Annotated in this window: 16 protein-coding genes; 4 read left to right on the plus strand and 12 right to left on the minus strand. The window is 28.2% G+C overall.

What is annotated here, in order from left to right; genetic code table 11:
- Window positions 1–40 precede the first annotated feature (40 nt).
- On the plus strand, window positions 41–1,084 hold the full coding sequence (locus FP421_RS07505; protein ID WP_159949215.1) for a glycosyltransferase family 4 protein: 1,044 nt from the start codon (window positions 41–43) through the stop codon (window positions 1,082–1,084).
- Here the strand turns inward: FP421_RS07505 and FP421_RS07510 are convergent.
- The 12 genes from FP421_RS07510 to rnpA are packed head-to-tail and all read right to left on the minus strand — an operon-like array spanning window position 1,077 to window position 14,181.
- A complete protein-coding gene (locus FP421_RS07510) occupies window positions 1,077–2,372 on the minus strand; it encodes an O-antigen ligase family protein (RefSeq protein WP_159949217.1) in 1,296 nt (431 codons plus the stop codon). The genes FP421_RS07505 and FP421_RS07510 overlap by 8 nt on opposite strands.
- Complete coding sequence (locus FP421_RS07515; protein WP_159949219.1) at window positions 2,369–3,541, minus strand: hypothetical protein; 1,173 nt, start codon at window positions 3,539–3,541, stop codon at window positions 2,369–2,371. Before FP421_RS07515 ends, FP421_RS07510 begins: the two co-directional genes overlap by 4 nt.
- Window positions 3,538–4,710 (minus strand): glycosyltransferase family 4 protein, encoded by a 1,173-nt coding sequence (locus FP421_RS07520; RefSeq protein ID WP_159949221.1) that lies wholly within the window; start codon window positions 4,708–4,710, stop codon window positions 3,538–3,540. The genes FP421_RS07515 and FP421_RS07520 overlap by 4 nt, the downstream gene beginning before the upstream one ends.
- Window positions 4,710–5,660, minus strand: coding sequence for a glycosyltransferase family 2 protein (locus FP421_RS07525; protein WP_159949223.1), 951 nt, complete (start codon window positions 5,658–5,660; stop codon window positions 4,710–4,712). The genes FP421_RS07520 and FP421_RS07525 overlap by 1 nt, the downstream gene beginning before the upstream one ends.
- Before the next feature lie 20 nt (window positions 5,661–5,680).
- Entirely contained in the window at window positions 5,681–6,958 is a 1,278-nt protein-coding gene (locus FP421_RS07530; RefSeq protein WP_159949225.1) for an oligosaccharide flippase family protein, read from the minus strand.
- Between the two features lie 19 nt (window positions 6,959–6,977).
- Window positions 6,978–7,532, minus strand: coding sequence for a dTDP-4-dehydrorhamnose 3,5-epimerase (gene rfbC / locus FP421_RS07535; protein ID WP_159949227.1), 555 nt, complete (start codon window positions 7,530–7,532; stop codon window positions 6,978–6,980).
- The gene (gene rfbA, locus FP421_RS07540) at window positions 7,532–8,386 is read right to left on the minus strand and encodes a glucose-1-phosphate thymidylyltransferase RfbA (RefSeq protein WP_159949229.1); all 855 of its coding nucleotides are present in this window, start codon (window positions 8,384–8,386) and stop codon (window positions 7,532–7,534) included. Before rfbA ends, rfbC begins: the two co-directional genes overlap by 1 nt.
- Window position 8,387: 1 nt before the next feature.
- On the minus strand, window positions 8,388–9,395 hold the full coding sequence (rfbB, locus tag FP421_RS07545; RefSeq protein WP_159949231.1) for a dTDP-glucose 4,6-dehydratase: 1,008 nt from the start codon (window positions 9,393–9,395) through the stop codon (window positions 8,388–8,390).
- 2 nt (window positions 9,396–9,397) lie between these two features.
- The gene (locus tag FP421_RS07550; protein WP_159949233.1) at window positions 9,398–10,435 is read right to left on the minus strand and encodes a hypothetical protein; all 1,038 of its coding nucleotides are present in this window, start codon (window positions 10,433–10,435) and stop codon (window positions 9,398–9,400) included.
- A 31-nt stretch (window positions 10,436–10,466) separates the two neighbouring features.
- Window positions 10,467–12,146, minus strand: coding sequence for a DUF6909 family protein (locus FP421_RS07555; protein ID WP_159949235.1), 1,680 nt, complete (start codon window positions 12,144–12,146; stop codon window positions 10,467–10,469).
- 27 nt (window positions 12,147–12,173) lie between these two features.
- On the minus strand, window positions 12,174–13,802 hold the full coding sequence (locus FP421_RS07560) for a S41 family peptidase (protein ID WP_159949237.1): 1,629 nt from the start codon (window positions 13,800–13,802) through the stop codon (window positions 12,174–12,176).
- Complete coding sequence (rnpA, locus tag FP421_RS07565) at window positions 13,792–14,181, minus strand: ribonuclease P protein component (RefSeq protein WP_159949239.1); 390 nt, start codon at window positions 14,179–14,181, stop codon at window positions 13,792–13,794. The genes FP421_RS07560 and rnpA overlap by 11 nt, the downstream gene beginning before the upstream one ends.
- 139 nt (window positions 14,182–14,320) lie before the next feature.
- On the opposite strand from rnpA, the gene FP421_RS07570 reads away from it, so the two are divergent.
- From FP421_RS07570 to FP421_RS07580, 3 genes are all read left to right on the plus strand, one after another.
- Window positions 14,321–15,499: an acyl-CoA dehydrogenase family protein gene (locus FP421_RS07570; RefSeq protein ID WP_159949241.1), complete on the plus strand. Its 1,179-nt coding sequence runs from the start codon at window positions 14,321–14,323 to the stop codon at window positions 15,497–15,499.
- A gap of 40 nt (window positions 15,500–15,539) precedes the next feature.
- Window positions 15,540–16,211 (plus strand): SGNH/GDSL hydrolase family protein, encoded by a 672-nt coding sequence (locus FP421_RS07575; protein WP_236548074.1) that lies wholly within the window; start codon window positions 15,540–15,542, stop codon window positions 16,209–16,211.
- Window positions 16,212–16,347: 136 nt separating this feature from the next.
- Window positions 16,348–19,785 carry a hypothetical protein gene (locus FP421_RS07580; RefSeq protein ID WP_159949245.1) on the plus strand — a complete coding sequence of 1,146 codons (3,438 nt, stop codon included), beginning with the start codon at window positions 16,348–16,350 and terminating at the stop codon, window positions 19,783–19,785.
- Window positions 19,786–19,915: the final 130 nt, after the last annotated feature.

Genomic DNA, 19,915 nt, shown 5'->3' on the forward strand with positions numbered 1-19,915 from the left:
ATATATTTTTGAAAAGTCAAAAATACCAAATCTCCCGTAAATGATTGTCGTAAACACACGATTTCTAACTCAAAAAACTACAGGTGTTCAAAGATATGCTATTGAAATTTGTAAAAGACTTCCAAAAACTATAAATAATCAAAAAATAGTTTTTGTAGCTCCTAAAAAATCACTTATTGAAATTGAAAGTCTAAACAATTTAAAAATTGAGCAATTTGGGAATTTTACAGGAAATTTATGGGAACAAGTTGATTTAGCTAATTATTTAAAAAAAAATGACTCTCCATTGTTAATTAATTTTGGTGGTATTGGCCCTATATATTATAAAAATAAAATAACGTATTTACATGATTTAGCTTTTAAGTACTACCCAAAAACATTTTCTTATTTATTTCAAAAAATGTATAATATTTTTATACCAATTAGTATTAAAAATGCTAAAAAGGTTATAACAGTAAGCAAATATGTGAAACAAGATATTATAAAAAATTATGGTACAGATAATATTGAAGTAGTTTATGGATCTTATTCTAAGGTGTTTAAAAACCTAAATTTAGAAAGAGAAAAAATAATACTAGCTGTATCATCTTTAGATCCAAGAAAAAATTTTAATAGAATTATTAAAGCGTATCAAAAACTAGATACAGATTATAAATTAGTCTTTGTAGGATCTAAATCTAAAGCTTTTTCAAAATTAATAATTGACAATAACTACGATGATAAAAATATAATCTTTACAGGATATCTAACTGATAAAGATCTGGTTGAAATGTACAATAAAGCAAGTATTTTTATTTATGCTTCTCTTTTTGAAGGATTTGGAATACCACCTCTTGAGGCTCAATCCTGTGGTTGTCCATGTATTGTTTCTAACCTTACTTCTATTCCAGAAATATGCAACAACTCTGTTGTATACTGTGATCCTTTTTCTATTGAAGACATCTCAAATAAAATAAAATATCTTATAAATGATGAGAAAAAAAGAGAAGAACTCGTAGGAAAGGGGTTTGAGAATATAAAAAAATACAGCTGGGATGCATCTGCAAATAAATTATTAGCAATTATTAAAAAAGAAATTATGTAGCTTTTAGGTCTTTATTGTAATATAATAATGCAATAAAGAAAAAGAAAAATACAACTCCATCTGATCTTTCTAAAAGGTTTTCTGAAATAAAAACTATAGATGATGAGCAAATTACATAAAACAGCCTAATATTTACAGTGCGAATAGATTTTATAAAAATATTTACAATAAAACCTATAAAACCGATAAAACCGATAAACCCAGCACTAATCCAAAAAAAAGCATATTGGTTATGCGAGTTATAATCACGCCAAGTATATACTTTAGCTCCAATTTTATTTGAGTAACAATTATTTAGTTCATCTTGAATATCTCCAACACCCACTCCCATAAAAAAGTTTTCTTTAATAATTTGAAAATCACAAAAATAGACACCATTTCTAACATTTGAGGAGTTAAAACGATCTGATTCAAATTTTTGATGTGGAATAGATAAACCATTAGTATAATATTCTTTAACCCTAGTAGAAATAGGGTTTTTAAACAAAAGCAAAACACTAAAAGCTAACGGAATTGACAATAATAATAAAGTTTTCTTTTTCTTTGGTAATTTAGAAAAAATAAAAACAGCTAAGCTTATGGTAACTAAAAAAGCCATTAAAGGCATTCTAGCAGATATCAAATAGAACCAAACTACTAGTACTATAATAGAAATCATTGCGAATAACTTAAAGCTATTTTTTTTAAAATTTTTAATATTTAAACCTAAAATAAATAGTGAAAATGAAATCCATAAACCTTGATATGTAGTATGGGTATTAGATTTTTCTATAATAAAATTTCTAAATCTTCTAAGTTTTATTTGATCTAACTTTGTTTTACTTATTTCTTCTATCGATTTAAATCCGTTAGATTTAATTTCACTTGGAGTGATGTTTTGAAATAATGTATCGAAATTTATGAAAACAGAAATTGCTTGATAAAAAATAAGAATTAAAACAGAAAATATAAAAGTGTAAATAACATACGATATTAATTTTTTACTAAATGAATTTCTATTCAAATAAAATACTAGAGGAAAAATTAAAAAAGACACCATCTTTACGAGTAAAGAAATACCATAATTCAAATTTTTAGAGTAAAATAAAGTTATACATAGAATTAAAAAAGGAAATATTAATAATAAAACATCTTTTCCAAGTCTATTATTTTTATGGTTTACAAATAAATAGATTCCTAAAATTGCCCATAAAAAAGTAAGTACACTTCTAGTTCCGAATGTTAAAATTGGAAAGGCAGCTATTAACAAAGTTAATGCAATAAAGATTTTTCTTAACTTCTTATTCATTCTTTTGTATTATCTAATACAATTAAATCTTCTTTTATTTTTACAAAAAATAGTGGAAACAGACTTAAAAAAACCAAACTTTGGGTAAGGCTCACAAAAAAACCTGCAATAAAAAATGAAATTAAAATAAATATAGATTTATTGGTTTTTAAGCTTTTATCAAAAATAAAAAATAGAGTAAGTAAAACACCTATAATACCCGAGGAGAATAAAAGAAAAAGCCAGTAACTATCTATGGTTGCTATAAAACCTTGTCCTCTAGCACCTCCTCCTACTCTACCTATTTCACCACCAAAGAGAAAACTATAATCAACATTAGTATTATTTGACCAAAGATGAAACCTATCATATAAAGAAGCTGTAGAAAGTATGTTATATTCTGAAAGCATAATTATTGATACTATTAAAATTGGAATTCCAATTTTAAATATCAATACTAATATTTTTAAATTTTTCTTTTGGGTGAAAAACTTTAAAAATTCATATAAGAAAAAAACAAGGTATGCACTTCTAACAAAAGAAAAAAACAAAGGAAATAAGGCTATATACTTGGTTTTATTAAAGTTTTTGTCTTGATCCATTAGCAAATAACTTATGATACTAAAATAACCAACTGAAGCAGCATCTCCAATTAATGCAGGAGATCTCCAGAATTTGTAAAAGTTAGATATCTTAAATTTATATTCTGGATCTATACCCCATTTGTATCTATCCGTAATCATAATCATAAATTTTTCTGGCCCTAAATAATTGGTTAAAAAAATAAAAAAAGAGTTTAACAAAAGTAAAACTAGCATTAAATTCAACACTTTTCTAAAGTGTTTCCTTTCTATTTTTATTTGACTGAAAATAAAAATTAGAATAAAAAGAAAATAAACTTCTCTAAAAACAATATACCCAGTTTCTAAACCATCAACGTTAAATATCATTATTAAAAAAAGGACAAAAAAGTATATAAAAAATGTGATATCTAAGGTAGATATTTTGATTTTCTTTATGGCTTTAAGAATAAAAAAAGTAACCACTAAAATAAAGGAAATAGGATGTAATATTTTTTTTAATTCCCAATTGCCCAAATATTTAAAAATGATAAAAAATAAAACTCCTTGAGTTGATAAAATTTGAAAAATAATAGACCAATAAAATAATTTTTCTATTTTTATTTTCATTGGTTTTGATTTATAACTTTATTAAAAACGTTACTATAAGATTCTATAGTATTAGATATATTAAACTTGTAAAGAAATTCTTCATCAAATTTAAACTTCTCTAAAAAACTTTTATTAGAAATTATTTTTTTTATGAGAATATTTAATTCACTTTCTATAGGTTTGAATAAAAACTCTTTGTTGTTAGATAACAACTCAGAGATTCCACCTCTACGACTTCCTAAAACAGGTTTTTTATTAAAAATACTTTCTATTACCACTCTCCCAAATGGTTCATTCCATAAAGAAGGAGTTATCAATACATCTATTTTTTTAAAAAAAACAGTACTATTAACATAGCCTAAATACTCAATATTTTTAGAGTTATTGATAGATCTTAAATGTTCTAAATAATTGGCATCAACTTTTCCTGCTATTAATAGTTTCCAATTAGTTTCTTTTAAATTTAAAAAGCTTTTTAGGAGTAACTCAATACCTTTAGTTTTATTTATTTGACCAATAAATCCAAAAACTATTCCATTTGTTTTATGAATTGGATTACTTTTCTCAATATCAAATCCGTTATAAATTACTTGACTAGGGGTGTCTTTGAAATAATTATTTTTAAGATGGTCTTTCAATATATATTCACTTATACCAACTACAAAATCTACTTTTACTGTGTTTTTCTTTTTTAAAACTGATAAAACATTACAGTCAAAACATAATTTTTCGCAATTTTTATTTTCACGAAATTTTACTGTTTTTGGGCATTGTAAATAATAATCTCTTAAAGTATGTACTATTTTTATATTTAATGTTTTTGCAATAGACCAAACTCTAGTAGAAAACCCTGCTAAGTTATTTGTAAAAAGAATATCTGGTTTAAATGAAATTAAAATATTTTTTATTTTTAAATCGTATTTTTTGTTTGACACATCTCTAATATGCCATTCTAATTTATCAAATTTAGTACTAGTATTAAAACCAAAAGGCCAGTACTTATTTTCTAACTTAAGAACGTTTACAGAAACACCATTTAATTCAAAAAAACTATTCTCCTTACCTAATGTGATAACTAAAACTTCATTTTCTAAATTACTAAAACCTTCTGCAAGGGTTTGAACAGATTTTTCTGCTCCACCAATAGCATATGGCGCATAAAGAGTGTTAACTATAATTATTCTCATTAATAATTTTCTAAGTTATTATTATTTGCATCATTAAGAGCTCTTATAAAAACTTTAAAATTATTACTTCTAAATGAGAATAGAAATAAAATTATACTAAAGAAATTTTTATTAAGGTTATATATAAATTTGTTATTTATTAAATATTTTTTCTCAAAAATCATTCTATTTCTTATAGTATAATATACTCTAAATGACGGAGCATTTTTTATTTTGGTGAAAATTGTTTTTTCTTTGTTTTTAATGGCCCATGAGGTATCTATATCATCTATAACACTATCTAAAACTATAAATATCTTATTGCCCTGATTAGTTATCCTGTATGTCCAATCATGATCATCTGAATACAAATAAAACTTCTCATCTGGATAGCCAATTTCGTTTAGTAATTTTTTATGAAACAAAAGACCTCCATAAGGTGCATAAGCTATTTCTCCAAATGATTTATTTACACTTTTTTTTTGTTTTGAGAATAACTTTAAAATTTTACATTTAAAATGAAATCCAGAAAAACTATTTTTCTTACTTAAAACAATATTAGGATCTTGATAAATAACAGCATCTCTATACTGATATCTGTCTGGTCTATAAGATAGAACTGCTGAAACATTTTTTGGTTTATTATTCCAAAAATCTTTAAGAATACTTAAAGCGTTTTGTCTTGGTTTATTGTCATCATCTAATAGCCAAATATATTCGTTATCTATCTGATTCGCTCTTTTTAGACCTTGCTTGTAAGCTTTTGCAGAACCCAAATTAGTTTTATTTGATATTAATACTAAATTTTCATTCTTACTTATAAAATTATTTATTTTAACTCTACTATTTTCATCAGAATTATTGTCAACTACAACAATATTATTTACACCAGACTCCAAACATGATTCTAACACCTGTTTTAATAAGTGAAACCTATTAGCATACGTTACTATGACTACTGTAACTTTCATTTAGTTTGTTATTTATTATGTTAAAATGGAAGCGTTAAAATACCTGTTCTTTTTTTTACAATAATTACTCTTAAAATATTTTCACCAGCAATGGTTAAACTAGTTGCTATAGCAGCTCCAAGGATTCCATAAAGCTGAATAAATATAAAATTTAATACAATATTTATCAATAAAAAAACACCAGAAATATAACTAAATACTTTCTCATTTCCACTCATAATCAGTAAAACTCCAGAACAACCAGTAGAAATATTAATAAATTGACCAAAACAAAGAATTATCAGGGAATAATAGGCTTCTATAAACTCTTCTCCCCAAAAAGTTAAAATATATTTACCAAAAATCAAAAAGAATAACGTTGATAAGACACCAATAATTATTAACCAAAAAGTAACTTTCTTTACTATATTTGAGACTTCATCAATTTTTTTATTGGCATACAAAGCTGCAATTTTTGGTGAAAGAACAGAATTTGTAATTTGTAAAAAAAAAGCAACAAATAAAACTAACCTCGTTGACACTGTATACAAACCTACATTTTTAGAGCTACTTAACCAACCAAGCATAATTATATCTACAGATGATAAAAGCAGTGTAGTTGCAGAGACAAAAAGTAAAGGTTTAGCCATTTTTATCATTGATTTATCTATTGAACCTAATAAAAATATAGGTTTATATAATTTTCTAAGGTATATTAGAGATATTAAAAAGGTTATACACCTACTTATTGTATAAATTATTATAACATTTAATAAATTAATTTGAACATCAAAAAAATTACATAATAAAAGACCCAACAATACAAATATAGAAGTTAAAAAATCTTTAAGAAGTCTACTTTGCCAAACCTTACTAAACCCATTTATTGCTGAAGCAAATACATTACTCATTGTTTGTGGTATTATAACCAAACTAGAAATAATTAAAGGTGTATTTAGTTCTTTAGATGAAAAAAAAATAGAAATTTGTTCAACACTAAAAAAAAGAAGTAATGATAAAGAAAAAGCTATAATTGTTGTGATATATATAGCAGTAAAAATTGTTCTTCCAATTGATTTAAATTCTTTTCTAAATAAATAAATTGAAATATTTTTCACCAAAACATGGTCCATACCAAACATTGTGAAAACTAAAATAATTGTTATAATTTGATTAATTAGGTTGACATCTCCGAGCCCTGACGCTCCTAATTCTCTTCCCAAAAAAATACTTGTAATCAATCTTGAAGAAATGCCAACAACTTGTATAATTGTTGCTTTTGACGATTTTAAAAAAATATCTTTTATGTACTTATCCAAAGTAAAACTTATTTATCTGCTAGTTAAAAAAACTAATAGTTTTGTCTAAACAAGCCAGTTTTCTATCTTTTTCAGACAAAATAATCTCACTTTCATTCAATTTCCAATCAATACCTAAAGTTTCATCGTTAAAAATAACACCTAATTCTGAGCCTGTTTGGTAATAATTATCACATTTATAATTAAAAATAGTATCATCTTCTAAGGTTGAAAAACCATGTAGAAAATTTCTAGGAATAAAAAGTTGTTTTCCATTTTCTCTAGATAATTCAATAGAAAAATGCTGACCAAAAGTTGGCGAGTCTTTTCTATAATCGACAGCCACATCCAGAACTCTTCCTTTTACTACGCGTACTAATTTTGCTTGAGAATAAGGTGCTTTCTGCATATGTAATGCACGAACAACGCCTTTTTTTGAAACTGATTCATTATCCTGAACAAAATTAACTTTAGCTCCTAAAGCTTCTTCAAATTTTTGATGATTAAAGCTCTCCATAAAAGTTCCTCTTTCATCTTTATAAACAGTTGGTTCTATTACAAAACAACCTTTTAAATGTGTTTCTATTACTTTCATTATATCTTATATAAATTATTGGCATATCCGCTTTTTAATAAAGGTTTAGAAATAGAAATCATTTCTTCTTTGTTTATAAAACCTGCTCTAAAAGCTGCTTCTTCTATAGATCCTACTTTTAAACCTTGCCTTTCTTCTATTACTTGTACAAATTGACCAGCTTGCATTAAAGAGTTAAAAGTACCTGTATCTAACCATGCTGTACCTCTATCTAAAATTTCTACAGAAAGTTTTCCTTTTTTTAGATATACATTATTTACTTCTGTAATTTCTAATTCGCCTCTTTTGCTTGGTTGTATATTTTTTGCAATTTCTATAACTTCATTATCATAAAAATAAATGCCAGGAACTGCATAATTAGATTTTGGTTTGTCTGGTTTTTCTTCAATAGAAATGGCTTTATTATGTTCATCAAATTCTACAACACCATATCTTTCTGGATCATTTACATGATACGCATATACAATACCTCCATCTGGATTGTTATTTGATTTTAAAAGATTTGCTAAACCAGATCCATAAAAAATATTATCACCCAATATTAAGGCAACTTTATCTTTACCAATAAACTTTTCACCAATAATAAAAGCTTCTGCCAAACCATTTGGGTTTTCTTGAATCTCGTATTGAAAACTACAACCTATTTTAGTTCCATCTCCTAATAGTTTTTGAAACAATGGTAAATCTTGTGGTGTAGAAATGATTAATATTTCTCTAATTCCTGCAGAAATTAAAGTAGAAATTGGGTAATAAATCATAGGTTTATCATACACTGGCATTAACTGTTTGCTCACAGCTAAAGTTAATGGATGTAACCTTGTTCCAGATCCTCCTGCTAAAACTATCCCTTTCATATTAATTGTATTTTTTTAAATACCACTGAATGGTTTTTAAAATTCCAGATTCGAAGTTTTCTGCGGCTTTCCATCCCAATTCATTTTCTAATTTAGATGCATCTATAGCATATCTAAAATCATGGCCTGGTCTGTCTTTTACAAAACTAATTTGATTTTTGTAAGAGTTTTTCTTTGGATGAATATTATCTAAAATCTCACAAATTTTTTTGGCTATGTACAAGTTATTACGCTCGTTTTTGCCACCAATATTATAAGTTTCTCCAGATTTTCCATTTTTGTAAACCAACTCAATCCCAATACAATGATCTAAGACGTATAACCAATCTCTAATATTTTTTCCATCACCATAAATAGGAATATTATCCCCAGAAATTGCTTTTCTAATAATGGTTGGAATCAACTTTTCATCATGCTGCTTTGGGCCATAATTGTTTGAACAATTAGTGGTTACCACATTCATTCCATAAGTATGAAAATAACTTCTAACCAAAAAATCTGAAGATGCTTTTGAAGCACTATAAGGGCTATTGGGCGCATAAGGTGTGGTTTCTGTAAACAACCCTTCTGATCCTAATGTACCATAAACCTCATCTGTAGAAATATGATGGAACCTTGCTTTTTCGAAACCTTTTTTATATTTATTGGGCGAATTCATCCAATAATTTTTTGCAACATCTAACAACGTAAAAGTGCCAAAAACATTTGTTTTTACAAACGCATCTGGATTTTTTATAGAATTGTCTACATGAGATTCTGCTGCAAAATGAATTACTCCAGAGAAATTATATTCGTTAAATAAATTTTCAACTAAATCTCTATTGCAGATATCTCCTTCAAAAAAAGTATATCTTGGGTGATTATCTAACTCTTTTAAGTTCTCTAAATCGCCTGCATAGGTAAGCAAATCTAAATTTACTACATGAATTTCTTTATTATTCTCAATAAAGTAAGGAATAAAATTGGACCCAATAAAACCTGCTCCTCCAGTAATTAAAATTGTTAGCATTCTTACTTTTTATAATTATTTAAATAAGAATTTACTTTAAATAATAACAGGATAAAAATCATTATTAATCCTCCTAAAATTGCCAGCTGAAAAGCTTTGTTTTTAGTTACTCCTTTTATTTCTGAGCCAATAGGTTGAAAATTAGAAATCACATTAATGACTTCATATTTTTCTGATTTATCTTCTGCAATGTCTTTTAATCGTGAATTTATTTTTCTATTAGATTCGAATAACTCTAACTCTTTTGTAGTTCTTTTTTCGCCACCTAAATCTATACTTGTTCCTGTGGTTTGCTTTTTAGCTTCCTCTATCATTACCTGCATGTACACTTTTCGCAAAGAATCTAACTGAGCTAAGTTTTGGCGATAAATTGAATCTGTTCTATTTAAATTTTCGTTGGTTAGTTCTTTTACTCTTTTAAAGTATTTGTTATTAACAACCGAAGAAATAATAACTTCATCAAGTTTAGAGAATACATTGTTTTTTTCAGCAACAACTTTAATTTTATGGATTTTATAGTCTAAATCTTTAAAAGATGTTTTAAACTCATCAAACGTGTAACTTTTTACAGTGGTTGTATCTACTTCTAAAATAAAATCGTTGTAAGAATTTATAATATCATTTTCATTTACAATGGGTTCTATTGTAAATTTTTTAAGTGATGCTGCTTCTAATTTACTTAATTTAAATGTATTTTGAATCCCTGAAGTGTCTTTTTGTTTTACCAAATCGTTATAATAATTGATATTATTATACAACTGATTGGCACTTTTAAAGTTTGGTTTTACCAACATTTCAGATTCATATTTATCTGTTGATTTTACTTGGATAAACACACCAATTGCAAAACCAATAATAGCAGCAATTCCTATTTTAACAATATTGTCTTTTAGAAAAATTAGAGCAAGTATAAAGGCATGAAAAATACCTTTAAAGATATTACTAATAAAATTAAAAAGGTTTTGGAAACCTCTACCTATAATTTTGAATAAAGATCCTAAATCTACTTCTTCTTCGTTGTTATTATGATTTGTTGACATATGAGTTTGATTATAATAGCTGTCTTATTTATTAAAAAATTTGTTCTAATATTTTTTGAGTTATAGCATATGTTGGTATAACTCCTGTCATACCTAATCCTCCTGATGCTAATGTAGCTCCTGTTTCTAATGGATTATCTGATGCATAATATGCATATCTTACTTTTACATCTTCAGAAATATTTCCTCTAATTCTTGATGCGGATTGTATTGCTTTTTGATAATGTGCTCCTTCCATTTCTAAACCTATAACATTCCAAGTAGAATCGTGGAAAAACTTTAACAAATCTCTATTTTGTAAAGAAGTTCCAAGAACAGAAATCATAGCACCATCAAAAACATCAACACCAAAACCTTCTAAATCTTTTTTAGATAACTCATTTTTAAACGGATAATTGTCTGCTGTACCTTCAAAAATATGCGCAGAAGGAATCATAATGTCTCCTTTACCGCCCTCTAAAATACCTGCCTTACCCATTATTGAAACCGATTTCACATCTAAATGATTCTTTTTCTTACTATTTTTATAGGGTTTGAGTAACTCATCCATTGTTTCATAAGCTTGTTCTCCAAAGGCATAATCCATCACTATTATGACAGGATTTTCATCTGTAGAGTTTACTTTTTGAAACGTAGAGTTATCAAAATTTATTTTATCTGTATCTATTATTTGAACATTAATGTTTGTCCCAGAAGTGTCTTTAATGTAAATCAACCCATTTTCTGATGCATATTCTTTTACCTTTTTTTGTAAAGGTTTACTATTAGAATTACTTAGCAACTCGAACAACTCAAATCCTTTATGGTTTGCAGTTTCTTCTGGCAATGCATTTTTGGCATAAATAGAATTTAGAACACTATGCATGTTTGCACTAATAATATGAATTGGTCTTTTTAATAGTTTGTTTTGTTTTAAGATTTTTTTGATGTTATTCGCCCAAATCTCTCCATAAATATGATGCCCAATTTCTTCAATTAATTTTGTACTAAATGTAATAGTTCTTTTCTTTTGTTCTAAAACCTCATTGATTGCCAATTTACCCAACCAATACATCAGTTGAAAAAAACGATCTGGATTATCATCGGTTGTAAAATTTTGATGAATTTTAGAAACCTCATCAAAGGTTCTTCCTAAAATATTTCCTAAATGCACAAGAGCAACTTCTCGTTCTTTTGCAGATATTTCTTTATTATGAATTACAATTTCTTCTAAATTTTTCCACTCTCGAGTAAAATCTTCTCCATCCTTTAGAGTAACTCTTCGTTGAATTTTATGAGATTCTATAAATAAGAACGTTAAATGCGTAAGAATATCATAGATTTCAGAACGTCCTCTTGTTATCTCAATATTCATTTGATCTTTATCAATTCTATAACAATTTCTTCTTCTTTTTGGAGGAATTATTGCCTCAAAAGTTGAGTTTCCATAACCTTCATCAGTAGTTAAATTGATAAACTGACATTCTTCTATACCTTTAGGAAGCCTGTCAATAACATACTCTAAACCATTTAATTCTATTCTTTCTCCAGCAATGGAACCATAGATTTCAGGACAAAGTAGTAACAAAGAATTTCGTAAAGTTTCTCCAGAAACACCCATAGGTTTATAAAAACCTCTACTAAATAGATGTCGCATAGAAATGTATAATTTTTCTATTGCATTTCTAGATTCTTGCGCTCGAGTTCTATCTTTTTTTCTAAGTTTTGACATAGTTAATTTAGAGGTTCAAATATAAAATTATTTAGCAGATAACAATTGCTTGTATTTTTTTTGATCTTTCAACAACTTAATTGCTTCTTTAATTACATGATCATGCTTTAAATTATACTTGTAAACACCTTCTTTGTAAAAATATCTTTGAAGTATTTCTTCTTTAATTTCTCTTTTAACAATATCTTTATTTTTAGCTACTTCATCAATTTTATAGTCTACTAATTTGTCTTGTATTTTACTGTATTCTTTAGCAATATTATCTACTAATGATGCTTTGTAGGCTTCTTTGAAAAGTCTTTCTTGTTTAGTTACAAAAGAAGTATCAATTTTTAGATAGTTAGTAAATTGTTTAAAATCTGCGTCTTTAAACTCAAAACTATCTTCATTTTCTATATTTGGATTTTTATAAAAATAATCTGTCGCAAAATTAAAAATTGCTCTCGATTGTAAAAGTGATTTTGTAGCCTCTGTTCTTTTAGATTCTTCAATTATTACATCTGGTAAAACACCTCCACCATCATAAACTGTTCTTCCATTAGCGGTTTTAAATTTGTTAATTCCTGAATCTGAAAACTTAGGTACCGAACCGTCTTTTTTTCGATTTGCATAATCTAATTCTTGAATACATCTTCCGCTTGGAGTGTAATATTTAGAAATCGTCACTTTTAATTGAGTTCCATAGGTCAACTCACGATAACGTTGCACCAAACCTTTACCAAAAGAACGTTGTCCCATAATTACAGCTCTATCATAATCTTGCAAAGAACCACTTACAATTTCTGACGCAGATGCAGAACGTCCATTTACTAAAACCACAATAGGAATATCTAAATCCAAGGCCTTATTTGTGGTTTTATACGTATTACTCCACTTTTTAATTTTTGCTTTAGTACTTACTATTTTTTTCCCTTTAGGTATAAAAAAATTAGAAATATTAATAGACTCTAATAAAGATCCTCCAGGGTTAGAACGTAGGTCAAAAACCAACTTTTTCATGCCTTGTTTCTTTAATTTTTTAAATGCTTTTTTTACTTCGGATGAAGCTTTATTACTAAAACGTGTTAAAATAATATATCCTGTTTCTGCATCAATCATTTCTGAAAACGGAACAGGATTTACCACAACTTTATCTCTGGTAATTTCTTTTGTAATAATTTGTCCTTGACGCTCAACATCAATAGTAAATTTGCTATTGGGTGTTCCTTTTAAAAACATAGACATTTGGTCTCTGTTCATATTTTGGAGAGGTTGGTTATTTACAGAAGTAATAACATCTCCAACTTTTAAATCTGCTTTATCAGCAGAAAAACCTTTGTAAACCTCTCTAATCTGAATTCCTTTTTTGGTATAATAAACAGAAACTCCAATACCTCCATATTCACCTTCTCTTCGAATTCTTGCATCTTCTACATCTTGTTCATTGTAAAAATTAGTGTAAGGGTCTAAATCTTTTAGGGTGTTTTTTATCGCTTTATCTGTAATTTCTGCAGGATTAATTTCATCAACATAATACATATTCAATTCTTTGAATAATGTGTTATAAATCTCTATCTGTTTTGCAACTTCAAAGAATTTAGATTTAAAAGAAAACGATAAAAATAATGTTCCTACCAAAAGAACAAGAATCGTTTTTTTAGACATTTTAATGTTCATCTTTTGTATTTTTAGTTTCATTAACAAACAAAGTCAATAATTTTTCCATTTTAGAGAACAGTTCTTCATATTTCCATTCTTCTTTCCCAATATACGAAATCATAAAAATATAGGGTTGATCAATGGTATCGTAAACAATATGTTTCTGTAAACGATACGTTTCTCGAAGTAATCTTTTTATTCGATTTCTGTCTACTGCTAACTTAAAATTCCTTTTTGGAACAGAAACACCAGCTTGTGCAGGATAATTTGAAGTGTGTTGGGTTTGCAAAAATATCATTCTTAACGGAAAAGCTTTTACAGAATTCCCTTCTTGATATAATTTCTCAATGAGTTTTCTACTCTTTAAACGTTCTTCTTTTCCTAAAGTATACTTCATTACTACAAACTTAATAGAAAAGGATAACTTTTTAACGTTTTCTAAAGTAGAACTTTAAAAAAGTTCCTTATTTTTAATATTCATTATTGTTTAATAATTAACAATTATATTTATTTTTGTTTAAAATAAAACTAAATCGATGAAGCAAGACCTATTTCAAGCACCAGATTATTATAATTTAGATGATTTATTAACAGATGAGCATAAGTTAGTGAGAGATGCTGCTAGAGATTGGGTAAAACGTGATGTTTCTCCAATCATTGAAGAGTATGCTCAAAAAGCCGAATTCCCAACACAGATTATTAACGGTTTGGCAGAAATTGGTGCATTTGGCCCTTATATTCCTGAGGAATATGGTGGAGCAGGTTTAGATCAAATTTCTTACGGTTTGATTATGCAAGAAATAGAACGAGGAGATTCTGGTGTGCGTTCTACTGCATCAGTACAATCTTCATTAGTAATGTATCCTATTTTTAAATATGGAACAGAAGAACAACGTAAAAAATACTTACCCAAATTAGCTTCAGGAGAATGGATGGGTTGTTTTGGATTAACAGAACCCAACCATGGTTCAAATCCTGCAGGGATGGAAACCAAATATAAAGATATGGGAGACCATTATTTATTAAATGGTGCAAAAATGTGGATTTCTAATGCTCCGTTTGCACAAGTTGCTGTAGTTTGGGCTAAAAATGAAGAAGGTAGAATTCACGGACTAATTGTAGAACGTGGTATGGAGGGGTTTTCTACTCCAGAAACACATAACAAATGGTCTTTACGTGCTTCTGCTACAGGTGAATTAATTTTTGATAATGTAAAAGTGCCTAAAGAAAACTTACTACCAAATAAATCTGGTTTGGGGGCGCCTTTAGGTTGTTTAGACTCTGCAAGATATGGTATTGCTTGGGGTGCTATTGGTGCTGCAATGGACTGTTATGATACAGCTTTACGTTACGTAAAAGAACGTGAACAATTTGGAAAACCTATTGGTCAGTTTCAACTACAACAGAAAAAATTAGCTGAAATGATCACAGAAATTACAAAAGCACAATTATTGGCTTGGAGATTAGGTTCATTAAGAAACGAAGGAAAAGCAACTTCTGCTCAAATTTCTATGGCAAAACGAAACAATGTTGAAATGGCAATAAATATTGCTAGAGAAGCAAGACAAATGTTAGGTGGAATGGGAATTACTGGTGAATATTCCATCATGCGCCATATGATGAATTTAGAAAGTGTAATTACTTACGAAGGCACACATGATATTCATTTATTAATTACTGGTTTAGATGTTACTGGATTAAATGCTTTTAAATAGAAAATTAACATACAGTTTTTACTTTTTCATTTTACTTATCATGTTTTCTTGTGGAAGCAGTTCTGGAATTAGAAGTATGGAAAATGAAGGAGTTGAAGAACTGATAGAGGAAAAAATAAACATTCTGTCTTTAGGAGATAGTTATACTATTGGTGAAAATGTTTGCCAAAAATGTAGATTTCCTGAGCAACTTATAGATTCTCTAAGGCAAAGAAATACTGATTTAGACTTCGATTTAAAAGTAATTGCGACTACTGGATGGACGACAAGAAATCTCATAAACGCAATTGATAACCAAGAATTATCAACTAATTTTGACTTGGTTACATTATTAATTGGAGTTAATAATCAGTATCAAAGATTGCCTTTTTCAACTTTTGAGAAAGAATTCCCTTTACTTATTCAAAAAGCTATAACATCTGTAAATTCCGATAAATCAAAACTTATTGTTTTATCTATTCCTGATTATGCTTTTACTCCTTTTGGAAATGGAAACAAAATTATTTCACAAGAAATTCAAAAATACAACACGTACATCAAAAATTTTTGCTCAAGTAATAATATCACATTTTTAAATATTACAAACATCACCCAATCTGGTCTAGCAAATCCAGATTATGTTGCCAATGATGGTTTACATCCTTCTAAAGAAGCTTACACAGAGTTTGTAAAGCTACTGCTACCTTTGGCAACCCAAAAACTTGGATTATAATTTTTGTTTCTAAGTAAATATCTCCTAAAACGTATTCGTAGATTCTACTGATAACATGACATTTGACATGTTTTTTTGGGCATACTTGCTATAGTTTTGTTTCTGAAACTGAACTATTAATATTAAGTAATACATTATGCAAGAAACTAGAAAAGACACTGTACAGTTTATCAACTTACAATTGGCATCTTTAGGGCAACCAACTTTTAAAGATGATAAAGGAGAGTTTTTAGATCCTAAATTTGAAGAATTAACTACAGGACTTATAAAAAGCCTTCAACAAAAATCTAGATTACTAACAAATCATCATGCACCAGTAGATGCAAGAATTCAAAATTTTATTGATGATTATTTAAAAGATGTATCTATAGATAAACCCATAGTTGTTCCAAACAATACTTTAATATTATCTAAGAAAGGACAAGCTAGAGAAGTTAGTTTGCCACCAAATGGAGATTCTTTTAAAAGTGATTTAGTAACTTCTAATAGAGTAAAGCAAGGTATTTTAAATAATCCTTTACACGATAAAAGAACTACAAAAGGTACTTTTCATATTGTTGAAGGAGATTTACCTGTACCTCTTGATAAGTTTGAAGTTCCAAAAGTTGTTTTTGCACATTTTTTAAACGCAGCTTTTAATCCTAATGATGATTTAAAAGTGCTACCATTTACTTCTAATCAAGAAGAAAAAGCAAAAGTGATGGTTTCAATGTTATTAAGACCCACTGTTTGTCCTGAAGTAAAAGGTGTAATTTCAAAAAAATCTTTAGAAGTTAGGTTCTTTGTTCCTGGAAACTTAGTAAGTAATTTAGATTTTGTAGAATCTATCTTTGGTAATGCTGGCGATCCTAATTTAGCTCAAAACGATGCTGCATTAGACACAGAACATTGGACAGGTCATACAGGTTGTATTGTATTAGCTCCTCAATTATTAAAACTTACAAAAAAAGAAGTTGGTTTACCTCATTTTGATGATGCAACAGAGCGTCAACGTAAAGATGGTATGTGCTGGAAAGATGAAAATGAACTGTATAATGATGGTGGTGCCTTTAAAATTACTTGTAGAGATGACAGAGGTGTAGTAATTACTTTAATAGCTGATAATTATTACGGATATTCTAAAAAAGAAATAAAAACTCAAATTAGTTATTCTGCCAACTTATATGGTTTGGTAGAAGAAGAACACGCTGGTGGTGCAATTGCATTTGCAAGAAGAGTAATGGGTGATACTCTTGATGGTAAAGACTATTCTGAGTTCCATAATTTTCAACATACTTTTGAAGGGGTTAAAGAACTTTTAGGAGACAGAATTGATGTGAAGCCAGAAAACTATGCTGTTGATAAAAAATATCCAAATATCATATACATTCCAGAGTTTTCTTATGTAAACACAAACACCAATAGCATTACTTGGACGCATAATAGTAAAGAGCAAAAACTTACATTATCTCCTCATAAAACATACGTACACCCTACTGGAAATAAATTCAAATTAGAAAAACACAAATCGGTTAATCTTTGGAGAATTGTAGATACGTTTGCAGAAGGTATATTCTGTCATAAGCCTTGTACAGTATCTGGTGGAGGAAAATCTGAGATTTCTAAATCGATGCAAAATGCGATTACATATAGCACTTTTAACATCCAAAATATAGAAGAAGATTTTAAGAAAGCTGATGAAATTATAGAATACACATATTCTAATCGTTGGAAAGTAAAAGATCCTAATAGACCCGTTTCTAGATCTTTCTTAAGTGAAGAAAGAACATTAAGTTCTGCTGTAAGGTTGTTAACACCATCAGATCAAAACTCTGATGAATTTAATGAGATGTTAAGAAACATTCCTGTTCATATCCGTTCTTTAGTGTTGTTTGTAAAACGATTATACAGACAAGCACATGGTGGATTAAACTGGAAGGAGTACATGACTGTTGAAATTATCAACGGTAAAAAAGGAACTGGAGTGATTTACAACAATAATCCTGTGGTGGGTAGTTATGTTCGTATCGGATTTAATCCTCAAGGAAACTGGATGTTAAACAAATTACGTTCTGATTTTTCTCCGTGTGAAAAAATTCAAACAGAAGATGATATTACAGCATCTATAACTATACCAAGAAACAGATTAGACAACTTAAACCCAGAGTTTACCAATAAAAGTTTAAAAGTTCTTACCAATTGCGAAGCACATTTGTTTCAAAGACCAGATGAAGCTGTAGTAAGAGGTTATGACAAAGGTGCTGAATTAGATTTGGTAACAGAAGGTAGATTTTTAACAAACTATGAGTTGTTGAAAAAAGAAGATGCAATTGCTTTGTATGAAGACACCATCAACTTTGATAAATACACAAAACCGGTACAAGACTTTATAGAAAGTATTGTAAAAAGTGATAAAGAGGAAGAATATTTTGTTGTTCCTTCGCATACAAGAATTGTAAATGGAGAACCAACTAAAAATCCTCGTTATCTAGAGCCAAATAGATTTATTGAAGAAACTGAAGCAAGTTATTTAGCTGATATTGGAGTTCGGTTAGTTAGAAAAATGGGATTAAATGAACCATTAAATCATGTTGTAAATGCAGTTTTACCAGGTAGAAGAAACAACCCTGTTGATAAAGCTAATGGAATTAGACCTTTAGCAGTGTATAATCCAATTCATTTCCAAGAAACTCCAGAATTATTTATGGACTTTATCTGTAGTTTAACAGGTAAATCTCCGTCAACAACAGGAGCTGGTTCTGAAGGGGCTTTAACTAAAGCACCGTTTAATATGTTAACACCAACAACAGATTTAAACAATGCTTTATTATCACATATTTTAACAGAGTCTCACGGATTTAGTACTGCTGCTGGTTATGTAGGAGCTGAAAATAAAATTGACCATGATGTTAGTTTATTAATTCCTGAAATTTGGGCAAGATTAGAAACTGAAGATAGAAACCCAAAAAGCCTAATAGAAACTGGGTGTTTAGAAAAAATTGAAGATTTTGAACATGAAGGTGAAACTATTTTAGCGAGTAGATTAGGGTACAGAATTACCAAAAAATTCTCTTACAGATGTATGAGTAGAATTTTTGACGAACCTACAGCTGTATTTAGTGATAGAATGTTAAAACCAGAATTACAAGGTTTAGAAGATTATGTAGATGGTATTAAAAACATCACTGAAGCACAACAAAAAGTAGCTTTAAACTATTTTGAAGATGGAAGTATAGAAGCTGCAATACCTCCTTTAAAAATTTTGTTACACATTATGGCGTATGGAAATTATGAAGGAAAAGAGATTAGTGATCCAGAGTTAAGAAAATACTTTGATAGAGATTATGTAGTGAATAGCGATTGGTATAAAGAACGATTAAAATTAAAACAAGAAAAAGATATTGCATTTTTCACAAAACAAATTCAATATTTAGAAGATTTTATTTCTAATCCATTCAACACAAATATTGCTAATGAATTAAATATTCAAGATCGTTTAACACAAGTTAAACAACGTCTAGAAGAAGTAAGTTCTAAAGTGTATTTAAATCTTTTAGAAGGAACTATAGGTGTAGATCCTTTATGTAGAAAGTAAATTTATGTATTAAGAAGCTGTTTTCAGCAGAATATTAGGGCATCGCTTACAGTTGATGCCCTTTTTTTTGTATTTATTACAACACTTGCTTTTTAAAGAAAAAAACTGTTAAGTAATATTAAAGACGATT

This window comes from Polaribacter septentrionalilitoris, assembly GCF_009832745.1.
Taxonomy (GTDB): Bacteria; Bacteroidota; Bacteroidia; order Flavobacteriales; family Flavobacteriaceae; genus Polaribacter; species Polaribacter septentrionalilitoris.